Consider the following 24,060-nt stretch of genomic DNA (forward strand, 5'->3'; position numbering starts at 1 on the left):
TTACAAAGGAGAGGGTCCTATGAATCTAAAACGGAGATTACTTTCAAAAAAACCGTTTCAATATAAAATTCATCATGAAGACCAGGATGCGATTCAAGAAGTCACCCGTAATCTAGTCAAGCTTCTTCCACCATCAAGACCGATCGTCATCGTTTGTATCGGAACCGATCGTTCGACTGGAGACTCATTAGGGCCACTAGTCGGTACAAAATTGAAAGCAAAGCACTCCGCTCATTTTGAAGTGTATGGGACCCTCGAAGAGCCTGTTCATGCAGTAAATCTTGAGGAACGGTTGGAGGAAATCAAAGATAAGCACATCAATCCTTTCATCATTGGAATTGATGCATGTCTCGGAAAATTGAGCAGTGTGGGAATGGTCTCTTTAGGAGAAGGTCCAGTAAAACCTGGAGCGGCTGTTAAGAAGCAACTCCCTCCCGTCGGGGAAATCCATCTTACCGGGATTGTCAATGTCAGTGGATTCATGGAATATTTTGTTCTCCAAAATACCCGCTTGAATCTAGTGATGAAAATGGCTGATCTGATTGCGGAGGGCATCTATTTGGCCAGTGTACGGAACAGCTTCCACAAACGCTCCACTGCTGAAGCCACATATACGAATGACTTAGCTGAATTACAATGATCACAGTAAAAGGGTGCTGACATCAATCAGCACCCTTTCTTCAGTATAAGTGCAACTAAGGCTCGGCCTGTCAAAGGCTTGGCTTTGCCAAGTTTTCTTTATCCTTTACATTTATAAAGAAAATATATTCAAGAATGCTTGTTTATATTGAAGGAGATAGACAAGAACTGCTGCGACCAGCAAGCTTGGCAAAAGATTCAATACCTTTACATGGAGTACCTTCAATAAATTAAGCCCGATGGCACAAATGAGTATTCCTCCAGTCGCTGTCAATTCCGTAATTAAAGTTTGAAGTTGCTGAGGATTAAATAAGTTCTGGATTTGTGTGGCAAGTAAAGCGATTGCCCCTTGATATATAACGACAGGGATCGCAGAAAAAATGACACCGAAACCCATAGTGGTCGTGAATATCATCGAAATGAACGCATCAATCAACGATTTGGTATATAAAACTTCATGATCAAGCCGGAGGCCGCTATCTAACGCCCCGACGACCGAAAGTGCGCCAATGACGAAGACCAATGTCGCTGTTACGAACGCTTTTGCAACACTGCCTTCCTTCTTTGCTCCCGCTTTTCTCTCGATCCATGAGCCTAAACGGTTCAAAAGATCATCCAAGCGTAAACTTTCACCAATGACTCCCCCAATCGCAAGACTAATGATGACAAGAAGAATATGATTGCTCTCGAAACCCATTTTCATCCCTAAAAGAACAACTGCAAGGCCCATTGCCTGTAAGACAGTTGTTTTCGTGCTTTCTGAAATTTTGGTGAAAATGAGACCAAGTGCTGTTCCAACTACAATTGCCAACCCATTTACAATGGTTCCAAGTAAAACCATGGTGCCCCCTACTTTCCACTTTATCTGTTTAAAAAATTGTTCAATCTATCATACCATCAAGGGAAAAAATTCAAAACGAATGTGCTTTCATTTAAGGAAAGCTCTGTCATTCTATATTGTATCACTTTAGGCTCTGTTAAAACTTCATGTTAATTTGTTTAGAGTATGAGTGAAATTCGTGAGACTCCTAAAGCGACACTAGCTTTTTTCGCATAGTTTGATTTTAGAAGACACCTATACAAAGAAAAAACCATCGAACTCGATGGTTTGTCCTACATTTTTCCTTCCAGCATTTCTAATATGCGGTTGAGGTCATCTTTTGAGAAAAAATCAATTTCAATTTTCCCTTTTTGTTTTGTCTGTTTTATAGAAACAGAGGTGCCGAACCGTTCACGTAGTGTTTCTTCCTTTTCTTTCACAAATACATTTTTTTCAGGATTTCGTTTCTTTGTTTCACGTGAAACAGTTTCATTCATTTTTTGTACTAGCATTTCTACCTGACGTACACTGAGGTTTTCTTTTACAATCCGTTGCACCAGCGGACTAATTTTGCTTTTGTTCTTGACCGCAAGTAGCGCCCTCCCATGCCCCATCGATAATTTCTTCTCGGATAACAATTGTTGAACCAGCGAAGGCAATTGCAATAATCTTAAATGATTCGCGATATGAGGACGACTTTTTCCTAGACGATGAGCTAATTGTTCTTGAGTGAGCTCAAGCTCTTGCATCAAGCTCGCATAAGCTTGTCCTTCTTCAATTGGATTCAAATCTTCTCTCTGCAAATTTTCGATCAGAGCGAGTTCCATCATCTTCTGATCATTCAGATCTTTGATGATGACTGGGATACTTTCAAGTCCAGCTTCTTTTGCTGCACGGTACCTGCGCTCTCCGACGACGATTTCATAACCCTTGATACTTTTACGGACGACAATAGGCTGGAGAATACCATGCGTTTCAATAGATTCTTTTAATTCATCGATAGCATTTTGATCAAACGTTTTCCTCGGTTGATAAGGATTTGGACGTATTTCACTTAATTTGATTTCCCGGGTCTCATGTTCCGACTCTAATTCGTTAGCTGGAAATAACGCATTGAATCCTTTCCCTAATCCTCTAGCCATTCGTCATCACTTCCTTTGCGAGGTCTAAATAAACTTCAGCTCCCCGGGATTTGGGATCATAGATGATAATCGGTTTCCCGTGGCTGGGCGCTTCACTTAATCTTATATTTCTAGGAATCACAGTGCCATAGACTTTTTCTTGGAAGTACTTCTTCACTTCATCGATTACTTGCATACCGAGGTTCGTCCTAGCATCGAACATTGTAAGTAAAACGCCTTCGATCATCAGATGCTTATTCAAATGTTTCTGGACTAGTCTTACTGTATTAAGTAATTGACTTAAGCCTTCCAGCGCATAATATTCACATTGCACCGGTATGAGTACAGCATCTGCTGCGGTCAATGAATTGATTGTCAAAAGACCGAGTGATGGCGGACAATCAATAATTATGTAGTCAAACTGATCGGTTATATGCTCGATGGCACGTTTCAAACGGACTTCACGTGAAATTGTCGGTACAAGTTCAATTTCCGCGCCAGCTAACTGTATAGAAGAAGGAATGATAGATAATCCTTCAACATTTGTCTGTTGTACGACTTTTTGTGCATCGACATCATCTACAAGAACATCGTAAATACACTGATCAATATCCCCTTTATCGATTCCTACACCACTTGTGGCGTTTCCCTGCGGGTCAATATCAATGAGTAAAACTTCTTTCCCTAGATACGATAAACAAGCACCTAGGTTCACAGATGTGGTTGTTTTGCCAACCCCGCCTTTCTGATTGGCAATTGCTATGACTTTCGCCACAATGTCACCTACCTTACCCTACACTACTTTGATTTTATTTTATCACGAAAATATGAGGAGGAATGGATTTTTTGTCGAAAGAAATACAAAAAAGTCTCGTCTTACTCGCTTTCCAACAGGAATAAGTCCAATTTTTTAAAAACCAATTCCTATAATAAAGCCTAGTAAAGAATGAACTCTTAAAGGTTTCGAAAATTGACTGAATTTTAGTACGTTTTCATTTAGAATAGGTAAGAACTGCTGAACAGCTTATTTCACTTCAGGCGGACGCTTTCCGCGGGCACGGCTACAGCTGATTTTTCCGCTGACTCCACCGAAAAAATGGATCTTCCGCTCGTGCTTTTCCCGCAGGAGTCGCCGCCTTCCGTTCCTATTTGCATAATAACTGTTTTGTTTAGGTGCAAGGATTTTCATGAAAATTCAAGAGAACAAAATAGATAACTTAATCATTGATATTACTAGCATTTTTATTTATTCAACCGTCTCCAGGTAGATATAAATGCCCATTCTTTAGTCAAAAAACGACATACAAATACCTCGAATACGAAAAAAGAGCTGTCCAGGTCGGTTTCTCCAGTTTTTTGGAGAAGCCGCAACTTAACAGCTCTTTCTAAAATGTTGTTTTTTGTGCCGTGCCTGGTTATTCCCAGGACTGTCTCGGATTTCAATCATAGATTTTCTATAACAGAACGATTATTTTTTAGGGATTTTAATCGTAATCTGATAATACTCTTCATGGTCTTCTTCATCTGTATCAATCGTCAGGCCAGTCTGATGAACCATATCGATCGATTGACGGATCGTATTCAATGCGAGTCTAGTATCCTTACTGACAGACTTTCGCTTTGGTTTCATTCTCCGTTTCTTATCAGTATCTTCAGATTCCATGAGTTGCTTGATACGTTCTTCTGTCTGTTTCACGTTCAGACTTCTCTCTTTGATTTCTGAGAGTACTTTTTCCTGTTTTTCAGGAACTTTCAATGAGATCAGTGCTCGAGCATGGCGCTCTGTGATTTCTTTATTTAAAAGTGCATGCTGAACAGCATCAGGCAATTTCAATAGACGAAGTTTGTTTGCAATCGTAGACTGCCCCTTACCAAGGCGTTGCGCAAGGCTTTCCTGAGTCAGACCATGGATTTCAATCAACTTCGCATAAGCTGTCGCTTCTTCAATTGCTGATAATTCTTCACGCTGAAGGTTTTCAATCAATGCAATCGATGCGGTTTGTGATTCGTTGAATTCTTTGACAATTGCAGGAATGGATGCCCAACCTAGTTTTTGAACGGCACGATAACGACGTTCACCCGCAATGATCTCATATTTATCATCTCTTCTTCGTACAACGATCGGTTGGATAATACCATGAGTTTTGATCGTTTGTGATAATTCTTCGATTCGTTCGTCGATAAAGACTGTACGTGGCTGATATCGGTTTGGCACAATCTCGTCGATAGGTATTTGAAGCACTTCTTCGTTTCCACTGAATTCTTCTTGTTCTTCCACCATTCCCTCGTCCGCTTCAGCTTCTGAAGTTTTTTCTCCTAAACCAAACAATCGTGAAAACGGATGTTTCATCTTTCACACCACCTTTATCAAACTCCATATAGAACATTCTACAGATTGAATCTCTTTTCCTTTAGTAACCATCATCTTTATTCCGACAAAATTTGAATGTTTCACGTGAAACTATAGCGGATTCCGGTTTGGTGTCCCTGGCTTTCTAGGGAATTTTTTCGATGTCGATTTTTGTTTACGGACAAAAATAAGATTACGTTCACTCTCTTCAATCGGAAGTAAGAACTGCTCGACCCGGTCCAATTCACCACCTAATTGTCCAATTGCACGCTTTGCATCTTCCAGTTCATCCTTCGCGTTCGCAGCTTTCATCGCTAAGAATGTACCATCCTGTTTTACCAGAGGAATGCAAAGTTCTGAAAGTACCGACATCCGAGCCACAGCGCGAGCAGTGACAAGGTCATATTGTTCTCTATGCTCTTTCTTTCTGGCAAACGTTTCGGCACGATCGTGGTAAAAATGCGTGTGTTTCAACCCTAGTTCCTGGGAAAGATGTTCTAAGAATGAAATGCGTTTTTTTAAAGAATCGACGATTGTCAAATCGAGATGCGGGAAGCAAATCTTCAACGGAATGCTTGGAAAGCCTGCTCCTGCACCAACATCACAAATCGTTTCGATATGATTGAAATCGAAATGAAATGCTGCGGAAATGGAATCATAGAAATGCTTCAGATAGACCCCTTCTTCATCGGTAATCGCAGTCAGATTCATCTTTTCATTCCACTCTACTAATGTCTTGAAATATGTATCAAATTGTTGAAGCTGTTTAGGAGAAAGGATGATTCCTTCCTCCTCCAGCTTTCGTTGAAACAGTTCACTTTTCATGAGAGTCCCCCGTTATTTTGCAAGTTTAGCGATCTTCCCTTGTTCGAGATAGACAAGCAGAATCGAAATATCTGAAGGGTTGACCCCAGATACCCTTGATGCCTGCCCTACTGACAAAGGACGTACCTCGGCAAGTTTTTGCTTTGCTTCTGTCGCGAGACCATTGACCGCAGAATAATCGATGTCTTCCGGGATTTTCTTTTCATCCATCTTCTTTACTTTTTCAACTTGTTGCAGTTGTTTATCAATATAGCCAGCATACTTGGTCTGAATCTCAACTTGCTCCCCGACTACATCAGGAAGTTCAGTTTCAGCCGGAGCAATTTCCTTGATCACATCATAAGTGATTTCCGGCCTTCTCAATAGCGAAGCTGCGCTCATCGGCTCCTTCAATGCACTGCTGCCTGCTTTCTCAAGGATAATTTGTGTGTTTTCATCAGGTTTGACCGACGTATGCTCGAGTCGATCGATTTCCTTGGCAATTTGCTCTTTTTTATACACAAAACGTTGGTAGCGATCTTCAGGAATCAATCCGATTTCATAGCCTTTTTCCGTTAATCGAAGATCAGCATTATCGTGACGCAAAAGTAAACGGTATTCAGCTCTTGATGTCAGCAGTCGATAAGGTTCATTCGTACCTTTTGTGACAAGGTCATCAATCAGGACACCGATATAAGCTTCGGAGCGATCTAAAATGACCGGTTCTTCCCCTTTCGCCTTCCGTGCAGCATTTATGCCCGCCATAATTCCTTGACCGGCTGCTTCTTCATAACCACTCGTTCCGTTCAATTGGCCCGCTGTAAACAGATTTTCTACAAGCTTTGTTTCTAATGACGGCCATAGCTGTGTTGGTACGATTGCATCATATTCAATGGCATATCCAGCACGCATCATTTCCGCTTTTTCAAGTCCCGGAATGGATTTCAGCATGTTGCGTTGCACGTCTTCAGGAAGACTTGTCGATAATCCTTGTACATAAACTTCTTCTGTATTGCGCCCTTCTGGTTCAAGGAAAATCTGATGGCGAGGCTTATCGTTGAACCGGACAATCTTGTCTTCGATTGAAGGACAATAGCGCGGTCCTGTCCCCTCGATCATACCCGAATACATTGGAGAACGCTCGAGATTATTATTGATGAGTTCATGAGTAACTTCACCGGTATAGGTTAACCAGCAAGGGATCTGATCCATGATGAATTCAGTCGTTTCATATGAAAATGCTCGTGGAACATCGTCGCCTGGCTGGATTTCCGTCTTACTATAATCAATTGTATGAGAATTGACCCTTGGCGGCGTCCCCGTCTTGAAACGGACCATATTGAATCCAAGTTTTTTCAAATTATGAGAAAGATTGATAGAAGGCTGCATATTGTTCGGTCCGCTCTCATACGTCAATTCACCAATGATGATTTTTCCTCTCAAATAGGTGCCTGTCGTAACGACGACTGTTTTTGCATAATAAGCAGACCCTGTTTTCGTTACAACACCTTTACAGATTCCGTCTTCTATGATCAACTCTTCGACCATTCCCTGGCGGAGAGTCAGATTTTCTTCCTGTTCCATCGTTTTTTTCATTTCGTTCTGATACAAAAATTTATCCGCCTGCGCACGCAGTGCTCTTACAGCAGGACCTTTCCCTGTGTTCAGCATTTTCATTTGGATATGCGTTTTATCTATGTTCCTCGCCATTTCTCCACCGAGTGCATCAATTTCACGCACGACGATCCCTTTGGCTGGTCCCCCGACAGACGGATTACATGGCATATATGCAATTGTGTCCAAATTCAATGTCAATACGAGTGTTTTCGCACCCATCCTTGCAGAAGCTAACGCCGCTTCTACCCCTGCATGACCGGCACCTATTACGATGACATCAAACGTGCCTGCATCATATTGTTTCATAGTGGAACCTCCTATTGTTCCCAAATTATTTCCCGAGACAAAATTGAGAGAATAGCTGATCAATCAAGCTTTCTGATACAGAATCCCCAATGATCTCTCCTAGTATTTCCCAGGTTCTTGTAATATCAATTTGCACCATATCTACTGGAAGTCCTGCATCGATCCCTGCAAAAGCATCCTCTAGAGATCGTTTCGCCTGTTTCAATAGGGAGATATGCCGTGAATTAGACACATATGTCATATCTCCAGCCTCAACATTTCCGGTAAAAAAGAGCTCTTTTATCGATTCTTCGAGCTTATCGATTCCTTCTTCCTCTATTATTGAGGTCGAGACGACAGAATGATCTTTTGCTATTTCCCGTACCTCTTCCATGTCGATTTCTTTGTCCAAATCGGTTTTATTGACGATGACAATGACGTCCATTCCTTCGACAGCTTCAAACAACTTCTTATCCTCTTCAGTTAAGGATTCACCATAATTCAGCAGCAATAAGATCAGGTCAGCCTCTTTCAAAACCTGGCGAGAACGTTCGACCCCGATCCGTTCTACAATGTCTTCCGTTTCCCGAATCCCTGCCGTATCAACAAGTCGTAATGGTACTCCTCTTACATTCACATATTCTTCAATGACATCTCTTGTCGTACCAGGAATATCTGTCACGATTGCTTTGTTTTCATGGACCAAACTGTTCAACAACGAAGATTTCCCGACATTGGGTCTTCCGATGATGACTGTTGATAGGCCTTCCCTCAGGATTTTCCCTTGTTCTGCTGTTTGTAGCAACGACTCGATTTCACTTTTTACATACCCTAATTTTTCGGTCAGCAACAGGTGGGTCATTTCTTCAGCGTCATACTCTGGATAATCTATGTTCACTTCTACATGCGCAACGGTCTCAAGCAATGTTTGTCGAAGCTTCTGGATAAGCTTCGATAGCCGTCCCTCCATCTGGTTGAGCGCGACATTCATAGCTCTGTCTGTTTTTGCCCGTATCAAATCCATGACCGCTTCTGCTTGCGAAAGATCAATCCTTCCATTCAAAAAAGCTCGCTTGGTAAATTCCCCTGGTTCAGCTAATCGGGCTCCGCTGTTCAAAGCAATTTCCAAGACTCGATTAACAGAGACGAGCCCGCCATGACAGTTGATTTCGACCACGTCTTCACGAGTGAACGTTTTCGGTCCCTTCATAACTGTCACCATTACTTCTTCAGCTTTTTCATTCGTATCAGGGTCAACGATGTAACCATAATGGATCGTATGGCTTTCTACCTCTTTCAACGCCTGTTTCCCCTGGTACATTTTATCTGCGATATCGAGTGCTTGATCTCCGCTTAATCGGACTATCGCGATTGCCGCTTCCCCCATCGGTGTCGAGATCGCGGTTATTGTATCTCCTTCCATTGTTTTCACCTCTTTTCTTTATCGTATCCCGAATCATGCTTCCTAACTCAATAGAATAGCATACTTTCGCTTATCTATAAATTCTCGAAATGTTATGCACATTCAGTACTGTATATTTTATAAACGTTTCTTATCAGTATTTATCCACAGTGGATAAATTCAAACAGAATTATTGTGTTTTTTTGAATTATCCACAACTAACTAGTTTAGTTCTTTCTCAGACAAGAATCAATCTTTATATTTGGCTCTTATCTAAAAGATGGTTGTTTTTGAGTCATTCTTAAAAATTCACCCTGTGTAAGTTGATTGAAGAACAAGGTGCGAGACTCCTCGAAATGAACATCGCATTTTCTTTGTGCGATGTAACGCTGCCGAAGCTTTCCTTGTCCTGCGGGATTCAGCAATAACTTTCAACAGCAACAAAGTTTGCGAAAACAGCCTTATCTTTTGAAGGATGAATCTGCAAAACACAAAAACCTTCCTCTGATTACCATAACGAATGTACTTTGGTAAAAATAAAAAAGTGCCCGGTCTCTTTTGAGAGAAACTGGGCACTTCATAAAACTAAAGCCACTCTGTTATTCGTTTGTCGGACTGATGATAACCCTTCGATGCGGTTCGCTGCCTTCCGAAGAAGTCTGTACTTTGTTGTTTGACTTCAATGTCATATGGATGACTTTCCGTTCCATGGAAGGCATCGGTTCAAGGGATACCTTTTTATTGATTTTTAGCGCTTTTGAAGCTAAACGATGAGCAAGTTTTTCGAGAGTTTCTTTCCTTCTCTCCCTGTAGTTCTCCGCATCTAAGATAATACGTTTGAATTCATCTGAAGATTTATTTGCCACCAAGTTGGTGAGATATTGCAACGCATTCAAAGTCTGACCGCGCTTTCCAATCAGAATCGCGATCTTCTCACTTTCCATTTCGAGGATCGTACCATCTTCATCTTCTTTTACCGTGACAGTAACTTCAACACCCATTTTAGAAGCTACCTTCTTCAGGAATTGAATGGCATCTTCCATTGGATCAGCCTTGACTGTCACTTTTACTGTTGCCGGTTTAGAACCTAACCCAAGAAACCCTTTCTTGGATTCTTCGATGATTTCAATTTCCACTTTATCTTTAGATGTCTGTAGTTGAGCTAATGCCTCTTCTACTGCTTCTTCTACTGACTTGCTCGTAATCGTCATTTGCTTCACTTTTTCGCGCCCCCCGTAGCATTACTTTCCTTATTTTTCATTGGAAGTGTAATAAAATAGGTTTGTGCAATCATGAATATGTTACCGACTACCCAATATAGGGAAAGTGCAGCTGGAAATGTAATCGCAAATACGACGATCATGATCGGCATGATGTACAGAAGCATTTTCATCTGCGGGTTCGCTTCCATGCTGTCCGTTCCACCCATCATGATCCGTTGCTGTAAGTATGTTGTTAACCCTGCAATCAACGGTAACAAATAGATTGGATCAGGATTTCCAAGGTCGAACCAAAGGAAATTATGATTAGCAATCTCTTCTGTCCGCATGATTGCATGATAAAAGCCTAATAAGATCGGCATTTGTATAATCAACGGCATACAGCCAGCCAATGGATTGACACCATGTTTTTGGAACAGCTGCATCGTTTCTTGTTGTAACTTCTGTTGAGTCTTCTGGTCCTTAGAGCTGTATTTTTCTCGCAATGCTTTGATCTCAGGTTGGATCCTTTGCATTGAAATCGAGCTTTTTGTCTGTTTGATCATCAATGGTAAAAGTACTGTACGAATCAAAATGGTGACAATAACAATCCCAAGTCCATAATTACCATTGAAAAACTCAGAAACCTCCGTGATCAACCATGATAAAGGATAAACGAAATATTTATCCCAAAAACTATCACTTTCGCTCGTTATAGGTTGATCAAGGGAACAACCTGCTAGGAATATTACCATCAAAACGGCTGGAATTAATAAGCCTATTCTCTTTCTCACTTGCTAAATCCTCCTTACAACGATACCTTTCTTCAAAAAAGGTTATCCCTGTTCCTTCTTTTCCTTTTCAGGTACAGGATCAAATCCTCCTGGATGGAACGGATGACATTTCAAAATCCGCTTCACGGCCAACCATCCCCCTACCAGTGCACCATGTTTTTGGACAGCTTCCAATCCGTATGATGAACAAGTCGGGTAGAATCGACATGAAGGCGGAGTAAATGGTGAAATGCATTTCCGGTAAAATTGGATCAATGCGATCAATATATATTTCATACCATCATCCTCTAGGTCCCCTCATAAGTTTAGAACGTTTCATCACATGGATCAAACTGCTCTTAACCTCGTGAAAATCCATTGAGGAAGTAGGTTTTCTTGCAATAATCACATAATCATATGAGTCCTTGATATTCTCTTCCAATTCGTGAAACGCTTCACGAATGAGACGTTTGATTCGATTTCGAGTGACAGCGTTTCCGATTTTTTTACTTACAGATAATCCTAATCGGAAATAGTCCTGATCAGGCTTTCTTAAGTAATATATCACAAACTGGCGATTAGCGAATGATTCCCCTTTACGGAATACCGCCTGAAACTCTTCATTTTTTTTGATCCGATATTTTTTCTTCATCCGGATTCACTCCGACACTACTTCTTCATTTTTAAAGATAACTTGGCAAAGTTAAGCCATTGGCTTAGGCTGTGCCATTAGTTGCACTTATACTGAAGAAAGTATTTTGTACTTTCTTAAAGTGGAATAAAAGGCTCTGTTATTCTTCATTGTCGATATTTGTTGAAATTCACTCCCTTTCCTCGGGCGATCCGTAGGAGTGTTGCGAATTTCGTTTTCTAAACAACATAAAAAAACGAACAAAGCCAAATAATAAATCCATGTGAAAAAAGACCACTGTTTATTCAGTGGCCTACGCTGATAATACTTTTCTTCCTTTTTGACGACGACGAGCTAGAACTTTACGTCCATTTTTCGTGCTCATGCGCGCACGGAATCCGTGTACTTTCTTACGCTTACGATTATTTGGTTGAAATGTAGGTTTCATTTATTACACCTCCTCGAGGATTTCAAGTACATTTAGACAGTCCTAGTAATTATAAGAACATCTCATCTTTCTGTCAAGTTCATGAACAATCTTTCTATTATTATGAAAATTAAATATCTCTTGGCTCCAGTCTTGATATTAAGATTTTCTTCCTCTTCTTTTTTCTACAATTTAGGCTCTGACAGTTTTAGTGTTGATTTTTGAGAAATTCACTCCATCTTCGCAGACATTTCTGTTAGAATGTCCCGAATTTTGTTGTCCACGGGCGATCCACAAAAAAAAAGTTCATACAAGAGAACTTCTCGTCTACCGACATTTTCCTCATAAAAATCACTTTGGAAAACATTGTGGATAATTTTTCGACACATTTTTCACTATCCACATCCATTATCGACAAATTACACACAAAATCTAGTGCTGTGGACAACTATATTCCACAAGGTGTTGTAATTGTGGATAACCACAAAAAACTCATTGCAACAACTGAATCCTTTTGATATGATTATTGTGTTTTAACTCGTTCAAAACTTCCTCGAATAATCAGTTTATCCACACGCTGTGGATAAAAATGTGGACATTCATACACCCTTGTGTATAAGCTTGTCCACAAATTTGTGTATATAGAATATATCCCCTGTTTCTACTATATTAAATGTTATTCACATTTGCTGTGAACGGACTCGACACAATGAGGTGCCTTTTCAAGGTCTATCTCTTCATTTGATACTTAAAATTTCGACAAAAAGGAGGGTTAGGATGGAAAATATCACAGATTTATGGAACAAAGCGCTTTCCGAAATTGAAACGAAGCTGAGTAAACCTAGTTTCGAAACATGGCTGAAATCGACGACAGCCCATTCCTTACAGGATGATACGCTTATCATAACCGCACCGAATGAATTCGCCCGTGATTGGCTAGAATCCAGATATTCAAATTTGATTTCCGAAACCTTAGATACAATCACTGGGACAAAGCTCGCAGTGAAATTCATCATTCCTCAGAACCAGACACAAGAAGAGCTTGATCTTGACCAGGCTGCGAAAAAGAAAGCGAAAGTTGAAGTAGAAGCCTCCGATGAGAATTTAACGCAAAGCATGTTGAATCCAAAGTATACGTTCGATACGTTTGTCATCGGTTCTGGAAACCGGTTTGCCCATGCTGCATCACTTGCTGTCGCGGAAGCTCCAGCAAAAGCATATAATCCCTTATTCATCTATGGGGGGGTTGGACTTGGTAAAACCCACTTGATGCATGCAATCGGGCATTATGTGATCGATCACAAACCAAGTGCAAAAGTGGTCTACCTTTCTTCTGAAAAGTTTACGAATGAATTCATCAACTCTATCCGTGACAATAAAACCGTCGATTTTCGTAACAAGTTCCGGAATGTTGACGTTTTATTAATTGATGATATTCAATTCTTGGCTGGAAAAGAACAGACTCAGGAAGAATTTTTCCATACATTCAACGCTTTGCATGAAGAGAGCAAACAAATTGTCATCTCAAGTGATCGACCACCTAAGGAGATCCCTACACTTGAAGATCGGCTGCGTTCACGTTTTGAATGGGGTTTGATCACAGACATCACGCCGCCTGATTTAGAAACACGTATTGCCATCCTTCGTAAAAAAGCCAAAGCTGAAGGTCTTGATATCCCGAACGAAGTGATGCTTTATATTGCAAATCAGATCGATACCAACATTCGTGAACTTGAAGGTGCTCTGATCCGTGTGGTCGCGTATTCATCTCTCATCAACCAGGATATGAATGCAGATCTTGCCGCAGAAGCATTGAAAGATATCATTCCGTCGTCAAAACCGCGTACATTGACGATACATGATATTCAAGAAATGGTCGGAGAACAATTCAATGTCCGTTTAGAAGACTTTAAAGCGAAGAAACGAACGAAATCCGTTGCGTTCCCTCGACAAATTGCGATGTATCTCTCAAGAGAAATGACGGATTTTTCTTTACCGAAAATTGGAGAGGAATTTGGTGGACGTGACCATACGACAGTGATTCATGCCCATGAGAAAATCTCTAAATTATTAGCAACCGATCAGCAACTTCAGAACAAAATCAAAGAAATTCGAGACTTATTGAAAAACTAGCAGCTGTGAATGAATGTGCATAACTAGAATCCTTAACGTGTTTTTATCAACACTCTATCCACATGTGGACAACCTTTGCGAAAACGACATCATTCGACTTATCCACAAACTCACAACGCCTACTATTATTACTGCTATTTTTTTATTTATTATTAAAGAATAATATGTCCCGGATTTTAATAGATTCTAAATTAATTTGCGCGTAACAATATTTGCAGAATAGGATATGAAACTTTTCAGCAAGTAACGAGGAAATGCTGAGGAACGTTTAGGAACCAAGTAAAGGTGAACTTAAGCAACAAACGCCAATGACATGGCTTTGCTTAGTTTTCTTTATCAGGAACTGAGGAGGAAATGAATTCATGAAATTCGTAATGAACCGAGATCAGCTTGTCGATAGTGTGCAAGATGTGATGAAAGCTGTTTCTACTCGTACAACGATTCCCATTCTGACTGGGATTAAAATTGAAGCCCATGAAGATGGAGTGACGCTGACAGGTAGTGACTCTGATATCTCGATTGAACGTTTCATACCTGCAGAAGAAGATGGTTATGAACATGTGGAAGTTGAGAAGCCCGGGAGTATTGTCTTACAAGCACGCTTTTTCTCAGAAATCGTAAAAAAATTACCAGATTCAAAGATTGAACTTGAGGTGTCTGAACGCTTTGCAACCAGGATCCGGTCAGGTTCTTCTGAATTCAATCTGAATGGATTGGATCCACAGGAATATCCGAGATTACCTGAAGTACAGGAAAATAATAAATTCAGCGTACAAGCGGACCTGCTGAAAACATTGATCCGCCAAACCGTGTTTGCAGTGTCCACCTCAGAAACACGCCCGATATTGACAGGTGTAAACTGGCATATCGAAAACGGTGAATTGAACTGTGTTGCAACAGATAGTCATCGGCTGGCTTCTAGAGTCGCAACTGTAGAAGCCACTTCAGAGGAGTTAGAGTTTTCAAATGTCGTCATTCCTGGAAAGAGTTTGACGGAGTTATCCAAAATTCTTGATGATTCAAGTGAATTGATTGATATCGTCCTTACAGAAAGCCAAGTTTTATTTAAAGCGAAGAACATTTTATTCTTCTCAAGATTGTTAGATGGAAATTACCCGGATACATCAAAACTGATTCCAAATGAAAGTAAAACGGAAATGGTGATTTCATCGAAAGAATTTTTACAAGCGATTGATCGTGCTTCCTTACTTGCAAAAGAGGGAAGAAACAACGTTGTCAAGCTTTCGACGTTAGACGACGGCGAGGTTGAAATTTCCTCAAACTCTCCTGAAATCGGAAGAGTATTCGAACATGTGTCAACAGAATCCTTCGAAGGAGATGAATTGAAAATCTCCTTTAGTGCAAAATATATGATGGATGCCTTGAAAGCAATGGATTGTTCTGAAGTGCAAATCCAGTTTACAGGAGCAATGAGACCTTTCGTACTTACACCTCTCGAGGAGAAAACAATCAAGCAACTGATTTTACCTGTACGAACCTATTGATAGATGAAGAAAAACTGACTTTAAGTGGTTAACGCAGCAAGTAGATTGAAGAGCTACTAGTGACAATGATAAGTGTCCTAGTAGCTTTTCTTGCACATGATAGAAGGACAGGATCGGAGGCGGATGAGATGGAAATCAAAATCAATACGGAATTCATTACCCTTGGCCAATTGTTGAAGCAAGCGGATGTGATTCAATCTGGCGGCATGGTAAAATGGTATTTGGCAGAACATGACGTATTTGTAAACGATGAACCTGAACAGCGCAGAGGACGGAAACTGTATGAAGGGGACACCGTTACAATACCGGATACTGGAACATTTGTCGTAACACGTTGAATGGGGGTTTCCCTTTGCATTTAAAAGAGCTGCAGCTGAAAAATTATCGGAACTATGAAAGTGAAGAAGTCAGCTTTCAAGATAATGTGAACGTCTTTATTGGCGAAAATGCCCAGGGTAAGACGAATATTATGGAAGCGATCTATGTTTTGGGATTCGCGAAATCCCATAGGACACCTAGAGATAAAGAATTGATACGCTGGGACTGTGAATATGGTAAAATAGAAGGTAGGGTCCAAAAAAGGAACGGTCCATTATCTTTACAGATTGTCATAAGTCAAAAAGGTAAAAAAGCGAAATATAACCATATCGAGCAACGGAGACTGACGGACTATATCGGCGCATTGAACATCGTCATGTTTGCACCTGAGGATTTAAACTTGGTAAAAGGGAGCCCTCAGGTGCGACGTCGTTTTATTGATATGGAAATCGGCCAGATCAGTCCAGTCTATCTGCATCATTTAAGTCAATATCAGAAGATTCTCCAACAAAGGAATCATCTATTGCGTGATTTAGCCCGACGCCGAAAAAACGAACAGGAAGTGATGCTTGATATTTTGACAGAGCAACTTGTCGGACATGCTGCGAAAATCGTTTCCAAGCGCTATGAATTTCTGGAAATGCTGCAAGAATGGGCGTCACCGATCCATTCAGGGATCACTAAAGGTAATGAATCACTTAAAATAGAATACAAATCCTCGGTACAGGTATCAGAATCGACGGATATGACGAAAATGATAGAAGAGTATAATCAGAAATTCACTAAAATAAAAGAGAAAGAGATTGATCGTGGTACGACGATGGCAGGTCCTCATCGTGATGATCTCCTGCTGTATGTGAATGGGAAGGATGTCCAGACATATGGTTCCCAGGGTCAGCAGCGAACAACAGCTCTCTCTTTGAAACTAGCTGAAATAGAACTGATCAAATCTGAAGTTGGTGAATACCCACTTTTGTTATTGGATGATGTATTATCAGAACTTGATGCCAGTCGGCAATCCCATTTATTGAACACGATTCAAGGAAAAGTACAAACATTCGTCACGACTACAAGCGTGGAGGGAATTGAACACGAAACACTGAATGATGCAAGTCTTTTCAATGTTGAACATGGGACAGCGACGTTAATAAAGTGAGGTGAGCAATCCTGTTTATACATCTGGGAGAAAATGTCGTCGTACAAGCCAGGGATGTTGTTGCAATTTTCGATTATGAGATTGCGAAAGGATCAGAAGAAACGAAAGAATTTCTAGATCACCATAAAAGCGGTGATACGTTGGAAGTCATCAATCCTGAATTGATCAAATCCATTGTTTTAACGACTGAAGAAGTGTTCTTATCACCATTATCGTCTGTAACTCTGAAAAGAAGAGCAAGAATCAATAAGAACTTCGAAAAATTATTGAATGGTTAAAAACCGGAGAACTCATATAGATTATTTTGTTTATGGATGTTCGAAAAAAGAAGCAGGTGAAAAATAATGAGTATTGACCAAGGTACAGAAAAACAAACATATGATGAAAGTCAGATACAGGTACTCGAAGGACTAGAAGCTGTCCGTAAGCGTCCAGGTATGTACATCGGCTCTACAAGTAAACGAGGATTGCATCATCTCGTTTGGGAAATTGTCGATAACAGCATCGATGAAGCATTGGCTGGATACTGTACAGAGATCCGTGTAACGGTTGAAAAAGACAACAGCATTACTGTTCAGGACAATGGACGTGGAATTCCTGTAGGAACTCATGAAAAAACAGGTCGCCCGGCTGTAGAAGTAATCATGACAGTGCTGCATGCCGGCGGTAAATTCGGCGGCGGTGGTTATAAGGTTTCAGGCGGACTGCACGGTGTGGGTGCATCAGTTGTAAACGCACTGTCCACTGAGCTTGAGGTCAAAGTACATCGTGATGGGAAGGTCCATTACTTGAAGTTCCAACGCGGCATACCTGCTGAAGACCTGAAAGTCATCGGAGAGACTGACATTACGGGAACAATCACCCACTTTGTCCCTGATCCGGAAATTTTCTCTGAAACACAAGAGTATGACTTTGAAATCTTAGCAAACCGATTAAGAGAACTTGCATTCTTGAACCGTGGACTTACAATCATCGCTGAAGATAAGCGTGAAGAAGAACCAGTTGAACATGTGTATCATTATGAAGGCGGAATCAAGTCTTACGTAGAGCACATTAACCGTACGAAGGAATCTCTTCATGAACCGATTTTTGTCGAGGGTATGCGTGACGATATTTCTGTTGAGATAGCAGTCCAATACAATGATAGCTTTGCAAGTAATCTTTATTCTTTTGCGAACAACATCAATACACATGAGGGTGGAACCCATGAATATGGATTCAAGACCTCTTTAACGCGTGTCATCAATGACTATGCACGAAAGAATAATCTTTTGAAGGAAGATGGCAACTTATCCGGTGATGATGTGAGGGAAGGTCTTACTGCGATCATTTCCATCAAGCACCCGGATCCACAATTCGAAGGACAGACAAAAACAAAACTTGGTAACGCTGAGGCGCGGACAGTAACGGAATCTGTTTTTGGAGAAAAGTTCTCCCAATTCCTTTATGAAAACCCGACTGTAGCAAAACAAATCGTAGAAAAAGGAAGCATGGCGCTACGGGCTCGACTGGCTGCGAAGAAAGCACGTGAACTAACGCGTCGAAAAAGTGCGCTTGAGGTTTCCTCTTTACCAGGAAAACTGGCGGATTGTTCATCAAAAGATGCCTCGATTTCAGAACTTTACATCGTTGAGGGTGACTCAGCGGGCGGTTCTGCAAAGCAAGGGCGTGATCGTCATTTCCAAGCGATCCTCCCATTGCGGGGAAAAATCATCAACGTTGAAAAAGCCCGGTTGGACAAGATCCTATCAAACAACGAAATCCGTGCAATCATCACAGCCCTCGGTACAGGTATCGGTGAAGATTTTGATTTATCGAAGGCACGTTATCACAAAATCATCATCATGACGGATGCGGATACGGATGGCGCGCATATCCGGACGCTATTGCTGACGTTCTTCTATCGTTATATGAGGCCGTTGATCGAGAAAGGCTATGTCTATATCGCACAGCCGCCGTTATATAAGATTCAACAAGGTAAGAAAGTATCCTATGCGTATAACGATAAGGAAAAAGATCGCATTTTGAATGAAATTTCCAAATCACCAAAACCATCCTTACAGCGTTATAAAGGTCTTGGGGAAATGAACCCTACCCAATTATGGGAGACGACAATGAACCCTGAGGGGCGTACTACTTTACAAGTTGAACTTCAGGATGCCATTGAAGCGGACGAGATCTTTGAGGTTTTGATGGGCGACAAAGTCGAACCTCGGCGGGATTTCATTCAAGAAAATGCACAATACGTGAAAAACCTTGATGTATAACCAGATGGCTGTTTTCTAAAAGATTGTTGCTGTTGGGTCATTTTGGTAATGAACCACCTTGTGCAAGTTGATTGGAGAGTAAGGTACGAGACTCCTGCGGGCTCACCGCACGCCCTGCGGAAAGCGAGCACCTGAAGTGGAAATCAACGACTTTTAAAGAAAACTTGGCGAGGCCAAGCCTTTTGTAGTTCGAGCCTTAGTTGCCCTTATACTAAAGAAAGTATTTTATACTTTCTTTAAGTGCAAGTGCAACAAAGTGGGCGAAAACAACCAAACAGAAAAATAACCCTAGCTAGAAATGAAGTGAAATTGGAGGTAATCGGGAATGGCCGATATCGAACAATCTCGTAAAAAGGAAATCAATATCAGCGAAGAAATTAGAACTTCGTTCATGGACTACGCGATGAGTGTTATTGTCAGCCGTGCTCTTCCGGATGTAAGAGATGGTCTGAAGCCCGTTCATCGCCGTATCCTGTATGCAATGAATGACCTCGGCATGACTGCAGACAAGGCGTACAAAAAGTCTGCACGTATCGTCGGAGAAGTAATCGGTAAATATCATCCACATGGTGATTCTGCTGTCTATGATGCGATGGTACGTATGGCACAAGATTTCAACTACCGCAATATGCTGATCGATGGACATGGAAACTTCGGTTCTGTTGATGGCGATGCAGCAGCTGCGATGCGTTATACAGAAGCAAGAATGTCCAAAATTTCGATGGAAATGGTCCGTGACATTCAAAAAGATACGATTGACTATAAGGAAAACTATGACGGCAGTGAACAAGAACCGGTGGTCCTTCCAGGACGTTTTCCGAATCTTCTCGTAAACGGTGCAGCAGGGATTGCTGTCGGAATGGCGACGAATATTCCTCCACATCAACTTGGTGAAGTCATTGATGGAGTCCTTGCTTTAAGTAAAAATCCGGATATCGACATTCCGGAACTGATGGAGTATATTCCAGGACCGGACTTTCCTACAGGTGGGGAAATATTAGGTCGTGAAGGTATCCGTCGTGCTTATACAACAGGTCGTGGATCGATCATGACGCGTGCCAAAGCACATATTGAAGAAAAAGATAATGGCCGTAAATCGATCATTGTCAATGAAATACCTTATCAGGTCAACAAGGCGAAACTGATTGAAAAAATCGCTGAACTTGTACGGGATAAACGGATTGAAGGAATCTCTGATCTTCGTGACGAGTCCGACCGTAACGGTATGCGGATCGTCATCGAAGTCCGGAAAGATGCAAATGCTAACGTTCTTTTAAATAATTTATATAAGCAAACAGCCCTTCAAACAAGCTTCGGGATCAACCTGTTAGCCCTTGTTGATGGACAACCGAAAGTCTTGAATCTGAAGGAATGTCTTCATTATTATTTGAAGCATCAGCAGGAAGTTATTCGTCGACGCACCATTTTCGAATTGAAAAAAGCTGAAGCACGTGCACATATCCTTGAAGGATTACGCATCGCGCTTGATCATATTGATGAAATCATCGCGCTTATCAGAGGTTCACGTACGACAGATATCGCACGTGAAGGATTAATGGAACAATTCTCGTTATCATACGAGCAGGCACAAGCGATCCTCGATATGCGCCTGCAACGTCTTACTGGATTAGAACGAGATAAAATCGAAGACGAATACAATGAACTTGTGAAGTTGATCGCTGAACTGAAAGCAATATTGGCGGATGAAGAAAAGGTTCTCGAAATCATCCGAACAGAGCTATTAGAGATTAAAGAAAAATTCAATGATGAACGTAGAACGGAGATCACGATCGGTGAAAATGCGATTGAAGATGAAGATCTCATCCCTCGCCAGCAAATTGCGATCACCGTTACACATAATGGATATATCAAACGTCTTCCTTTATCCACTTACCGTGCACAACGGCGTGGAGGACGAGGGGTCCAGGGAATGGGAACGAATGATGATGACTTCGTTGAACATCTATTATCGACGAATACACATAACACGATCTTATTCTTTACGAACCTTGGTAAGGTCTATCGCCTGAAAGGATATGAAATTCCTGAACTCGGAAGGACTGCAAAAGGGATCCCAATCATCAATCTCCTTCAGATTGAAAAGGGTGAATCGATTTCAGCGATCATTCCAGTGGAAGAGTTTGTCGATGACTGGTACCTCTTCTTCGGGACAAAAGATGGCATATGCAAACGTTCACCACTATCAGCATTTGCCAACATTCGTCGCGGCGGGCTTTTTGCCATCAATCTCCGTGAAGAGGATGAATTGATCGGTGTCAGACTGACAGACGGCAACAAAGACATCATCATCGGTACAAACAGCGGAATGGCTGTCCGATTCCATGAAACCGATGTCCGTTCAATGGGAAGAACTGCAACTGGTGTTAAAGGGATTTCCCTACGTGAAGAGGATTACGTCATCGGGATGGAACTTCTGGATACAGATGAAGAACGAGACATCATGATTGTTACAGAAAAAGGGTTCGGTAAACGTACGCCAATGGAAGAGTACCGCGTACAATCACGTGGCGGCGTCGGTCTGCGGACATGTAACATCACTGACAGGAACGGTAAAGTGATTGCACTAAAAACCGTTAATGAAGAACAGGAAATCATGCTGATCACAACCACGGGAATCGTCATTCGTATGGCAGTTGTGGATATTTCTCAATATGGACGAAATACACAAGGTGTCCGATTGATCAAATTGAACGAAGGTGTCGATGTGGCAACGATTGCTGTCGTCGATAAGGTGGATGAAGAGGAAGAGGTCGAAGGAGAAGAATCTCCAATTGATGAAGCAACAAATGAACAAGAAATATCTGAAGAACCTATTCAAGATGATGCGGAATCGTCCGATACAACTAATGACGATGATTCCTCATCAGATGAAGGTACCGAAGAGTAATCAATGACGGAGGGAAATCATTTTCCTCCGTTTTTTGAACTCTGTTTTTCTATACATAGAGATAAGAAAACGTAAGTTCCCTGTTCAGGTAAATATGAGATTCATTTTAAAAAAACTTAGCAAAGCCAAGCCCTAGGGGTAGGCTGAGCCATTAGTTGCGCTTGTACTTTCTTTAAGTACGAAAATTCTTCTTTAAAAGGGAGCGGGTCTATTGAAAGTACTTGTACATAATTTAAATCAAGGTGAAGTTTTGACAAACGACGTGTTTTCCCTGACGAGTCGCCCAATCATTACCCGTGACACGGAGTTGACAGAGGAACATATCGAAGTGTTGAAAGCATTTTCGATTAATGAGGTTGAAGTGAAGACCCATAAATCAGCTGCAAAAAAACAAAAAGATGAAAATATGACATACAGCACGACGAACACTGCACAAAATACAGATTTTCATTCACTTTATAAAAAAGCAGTCATCCAGTATAAAAAGCAGTTTGAAAATTGGCAAGCAGGAACAGCAGTTGATCTTTATCAGATCCGTCTTGAAATCGTTCCACTCCTTGAGATTGCCTTGGACAAACCGAAAACGATCCTTTCACTGCATCACTTTTCTGAGGCTCAGGATTATATTTACCATCATGCAGTTTCTGTGGGGTTGATTTCCTCTTTCTTAGCAAAGAAACTCTCCTATTCAAAAGGGGATATCATCCAACTCGGGTTAGCCGGTGCTCTTATTGATTGTGGAATGTCGAAGATCCAACCAAAGATCTTTAATAAAAGGGATAACCTTACACAATCAGAATATGAGGAAGTGAAACAACATCCGATTCTTGGCTATAAAATGTTAAAAGGCGTCACAGGTATAAAAGAAAGTGTCCTTCTGAGTGTATTACAGCATCACGAACGCGAAGACGGGAGTGGTTATCCATTAGGGACAAAAGGAAGTCAATTGAATCAATACAGTCGCATTGCAGCTATTGCTGATGTATTCCATGCCATGACCTCGGAACGGATTTACACGACCAAACAATCTCCATTTAAAGTACTGGAGCAAATGCAGATGGATCAATTCGGGAAATTCGACACGAAAATCTTGAACATCCTAGTAAATGAACTAACTGCATTTTCAGTCGGAACCAAAGTTGAACTTACAAACGGTCATGTTGGAGAAATCGTCTTCATCGATCCACAATCACATACCCGTCCAATGGTGAAAATCGATGAAGTAGATGAAATCATTGCACTTACAAAACGAACAGACTTATATATCGAGACCATTTTAACCTAAGGAAGAGATTTATTTTTCTCTTCTTTTTTATTTACCTCAATTTTTCTTAAAAAATATAGTTGAACACGCTTAAGAATCATGATATAGTTATCAACGTTGCTCTTAAAACAACCGATAAAATAATTTCAAAAAAGTTATTGACGGCTGTTTCAAGAGATGTTATATTATTTAAGTCGCCTCAAAAACGAGGCAGCGAAAAACAGCTCTTTGAAAACTGAACAAAAGCCAAGCGTGAAACGGGTCTTTTTAAAAAGAACCCTGAATCAATTTACATTTAATGAGCAATCAAACACTTTATTGGAGAGTTTGATCCTGGCTCAGGACGAACGCTGGCGGCGTGCCTAATACATGCAAGTCGAGCGGACCAACGAGGAGCTTGCTCCTCAGAGGTCAGCGGCGGACGGGTGAGTAACACGTGGG

21 protein-coding genes and 1 rRNA gene are annotated in these 24,060 nt (G+C 41.1%); 10 read left to right on the forward strand and 12 right to left on the reverse strand.

The annotated features are described in order from the left end of the window. The first annotated feature begins 19 nt into the window (after positions 1-19). Positions 20-640, forward strand: coding sequence for a spore protease YyaC (gene yyaC / locus N8M93_RS09845; protein ID WP_261131408.1), 621 nt, complete (start codon positions 20-22; stop codon positions 638-640). A 111-nt stretch (positions 641-751) separates the two neighbouring features. Here the strand turns inward: yyaC and N8M93_RS09850 are convergent, their stop codons facing one another. The 12 genes from N8M93_RS09850 to rpmH form a co-directional block, all read right to left on the reverse strand. Beyond that, entirely contained in the window at positions 752-1,480 is a 729-nt protein-coding gene (locus N8M93_RS09850; protein ID WP_261131410.1) for a DUF554 domain-containing protein, read from the reverse strand. Positions 1,481-1,752: 272 nt separating this feature from the next. Further along, complete coding sequence (locus tag N8M93_RS09855) at positions 1,753-2,601, reverse strand: ParB/RepB/Spo0J family partition protein (RefSeq protein WP_261131411.1); 849 nt, start codon at positions 2,599-2,601, stop codon at positions 1,753-1,755. After that, positions 2,594-3,355, reverse strand: coding sequence for a ParA family protein (locus N8M93_RS09860; RefSeq protein ID WP_261131413.1), 762 nt, complete (start codon positions 3,353-3,355; stop codon positions 2,594-2,596). Before N8M93_RS09860 ends, N8M93_RS09855 begins: the two co-directional genes overlap by 8 nt. Positions 3,356-4,048: 693 nt before the next feature. Beyond that, positions 4,049-4,930, reverse strand: a complete 882-nt coding sequence (noc, locus tag N8M93_RS09865; RefSeq protein ID WP_261131414.1) for a nucleoid occlusion protein — start codon at positions 4,928-4,930, stop codon at positions 4,049-4,051. Positions 4,931-5,041: 111 nt separating this feature from the next. Next, positions 5,042-5,755, reverse strand: coding sequence for a 16S rRNA (guanine(527)-N(7))-methyltransferase RsmG (gene rsmG, locus N8M93_RS09870; RefSeq protein WP_261131415.1), 714 nt, complete (start codon positions 5,753-5,755; stop codon positions 5,042-5,044). A gap of 12 nt (positions 5,756-5,767) precedes the next feature. Continuing rightward, the gene (gene mnmG, locus N8M93_RS09875) at positions 5,768-7,657 is read right to left on the reverse strand and encodes a tRNA uridine-5-carboxymethylaminomethyl(34) synthesis enzyme MnmG (protein ID WP_261131417.1); all 1,890 of its coding nucleotides are present in this window, start codon (positions 7,655-7,657) and stop codon (positions 5,768-5,770) included. Positions 7,658-7,682: 25 nt separating this feature from the next. After that, positions 7,683-9,059, reverse strand: coding sequence for a tRNA uridine-5-carboxymethylaminomethyl(34) synthesis GTPase MnmE (mnmE, locus tag N8M93_RS09880; protein WP_261131418.1), 1,377 nt, complete (start codon positions 9,057-9,059; stop codon positions 7,683-7,685). A 578-nt stretch (positions 9,060-9,637) separates the two neighbouring features. Continuing rightward, positions 9,638-10,249, reverse strand: coding sequence for an RNA-binding cell elongation regulator Jag/EloR (gene jag / locus N8M93_RS09885; protein ID WP_314728275.1), 612 nt, complete (start codon positions 10,247-10,249; stop codon positions 9,638-9,640). A 5-nt stretch (positions 10,250-10,254) separates the two neighbouring features. Then, the gene (spoIIIJ, locus tag N8M93_RS09890) at positions 10,255-11,031 is read right to left on the reverse strand and encodes a YidC family membrane integrase SpoIIIJ (RefSeq protein ID WP_261131422.1); all 777 of its coding nucleotides are present in this window, start codon (positions 11,029-11,031) and stop codon (positions 10,255-10,257) included. Positions 11,032-11,073: 42 nt separating this feature from the next. Continuing rightward, positions 11,074-11,307, reverse strand: coding sequence for a membrane protein insertion efficiency factor YidD (gene yidD / locus N8M93_RS09895; RefSeq protein ID WP_261131424.1), 234 nt, complete (start codon positions 11,305-11,307; stop codon positions 11,074-11,076). 4 nt (positions 11,308-11,311) lie between these two features. Continuing rightward, on the reverse strand, positions 11,312-11,662 hold the full coding sequence (gene rnpA / locus N8M93_RS09900; RefSeq protein ID WP_261131426.1) for a ribonuclease P protein component: 351 nt from the start codon (positions 11,660-11,662) through the stop codon (positions 11,312-11,314). A 292-nt stretch (positions 11,663-11,954) separates the two neighbouring features. Further along, positions 11,955-12,089 (reverse strand): 50S ribosomal protein L34, encoded by a 135-nt coding sequence (rpmH, locus tag N8M93_RS09905; RefSeq protein WP_221567513.1) that lies wholly within the window; start codon positions 12,087-12,089, stop codon positions 11,955-11,957. A gap of 756 nt (positions 12,090-12,845) precedes the next feature. Between rpmH and dnaA the strand changes: the two genes are divergently transcribed. The 9 genes from dnaA to N8M93_RS09950 all read left to right on the forward strand — a co-directional run. After that, positions 12,846-14,201, forward strand: coding sequence for a chromosomal replication initiator protein DnaA (gene dnaA / locus N8M93_RS09910; RefSeq protein ID WP_261131428.1), 1,356 nt, complete (start codon positions 12,846-12,848; stop codon positions 14,199-14,201). Positions 14,202-14,563: 362 nt separating this feature from the next. Continuing rightward, positions 14,564-15,706, forward strand: coding sequence for a DNA polymerase III subunit beta (dnaN, locus tag N8M93_RS09915; protein WP_261131430.1), 1,143 nt, complete (start codon positions 14,564-14,566; stop codon positions 15,704-15,706). Positions 15,707-15,834: 128 nt separating this feature from the next. Next, complete coding sequence (gene yaaA / locus N8M93_RS09920; RefSeq protein ID WP_261131431.1) at positions 15,835-16,044, forward strand: S4 domain-containing protein YaaA; 210 nt, start codon at positions 15,835-15,837, stop codon at positions 16,042-16,044. Positions 16,045-16,058: 14 nt separating this feature from the next. Next, positions 16,059-17,180 carry a DNA replication/repair protein RecF gene (gene recF / locus N8M93_RS09925; RefSeq protein WP_261131433.1) on the forward strand — a complete coding sequence of 374 codons (1,122 nt, stop codon included), beginning with the start codon at positions 16,059-16,061 and terminating at the stop codon, positions 17,178-17,180. A 23-nt stretch (positions 17,181-17,203) separates the two neighbouring features. Next, positions 17,204-17,458 carry an extracellular matrix regulator RemB gene (gene remB / locus N8M93_RS09930; protein ID WP_261131471.1) on the forward strand — a complete coding sequence of 85 codons (255 nt, stop codon included), beginning with the start codon at positions 17,204-17,206 and terminating at the stop codon, positions 17,456-17,458. 66 nt (positions 17,459-17,524) lie between these two features. After that, positions 17,525-19,447, forward strand: a complete 1,923-nt coding sequence (gene gyrB, locus N8M93_RS09935) for a DNA topoisomerase (ATP-hydrolyzing) subunit B (RefSeq protein ID WP_261131435.1) — start codon at positions 17,525-17,527, stop codon at positions 19,445-19,447. A gap of 325 nt (positions 19,448-19,772) precedes the next feature. Next, entirely contained in the window at positions 19,773-22,355 is a 2,583-nt protein-coding gene (gene gyrA, locus N8M93_RS09940; RefSeq protein ID WP_261131436.1) for a DNA gyrase subunit A, read from the forward strand. Positions 22,356-22,566: 211 nt separating this feature from the next. Then, positions 22,567-23,640 (forward strand): HD-GYP domain-containing protein, encoded by a 1,074-nt coding sequence (locus N8M93_RS09945; protein ID WP_261131438.1) that lies wholly within the window; start codon positions 22,567-22,569, stop codon positions 23,638-23,640. 294 nt (positions 23,641-23,934) lie between these two features. Continuing rightward, positions 23,935-24,060 (forward strand): 16S ribosomal RNA (locus N8M93_RS09950); the annotation flags it as partial.

The sequence above is a fragment of the Bacillus sp. Marseille-Q3570 genome (assembly GCF_946151055.1).
Taxonomy (GTDB): domain Bacteria; phylum Bacillota; class Bacilli; order Bacillales; family Fictibacillaceae; genus Pseudalkalibacillus.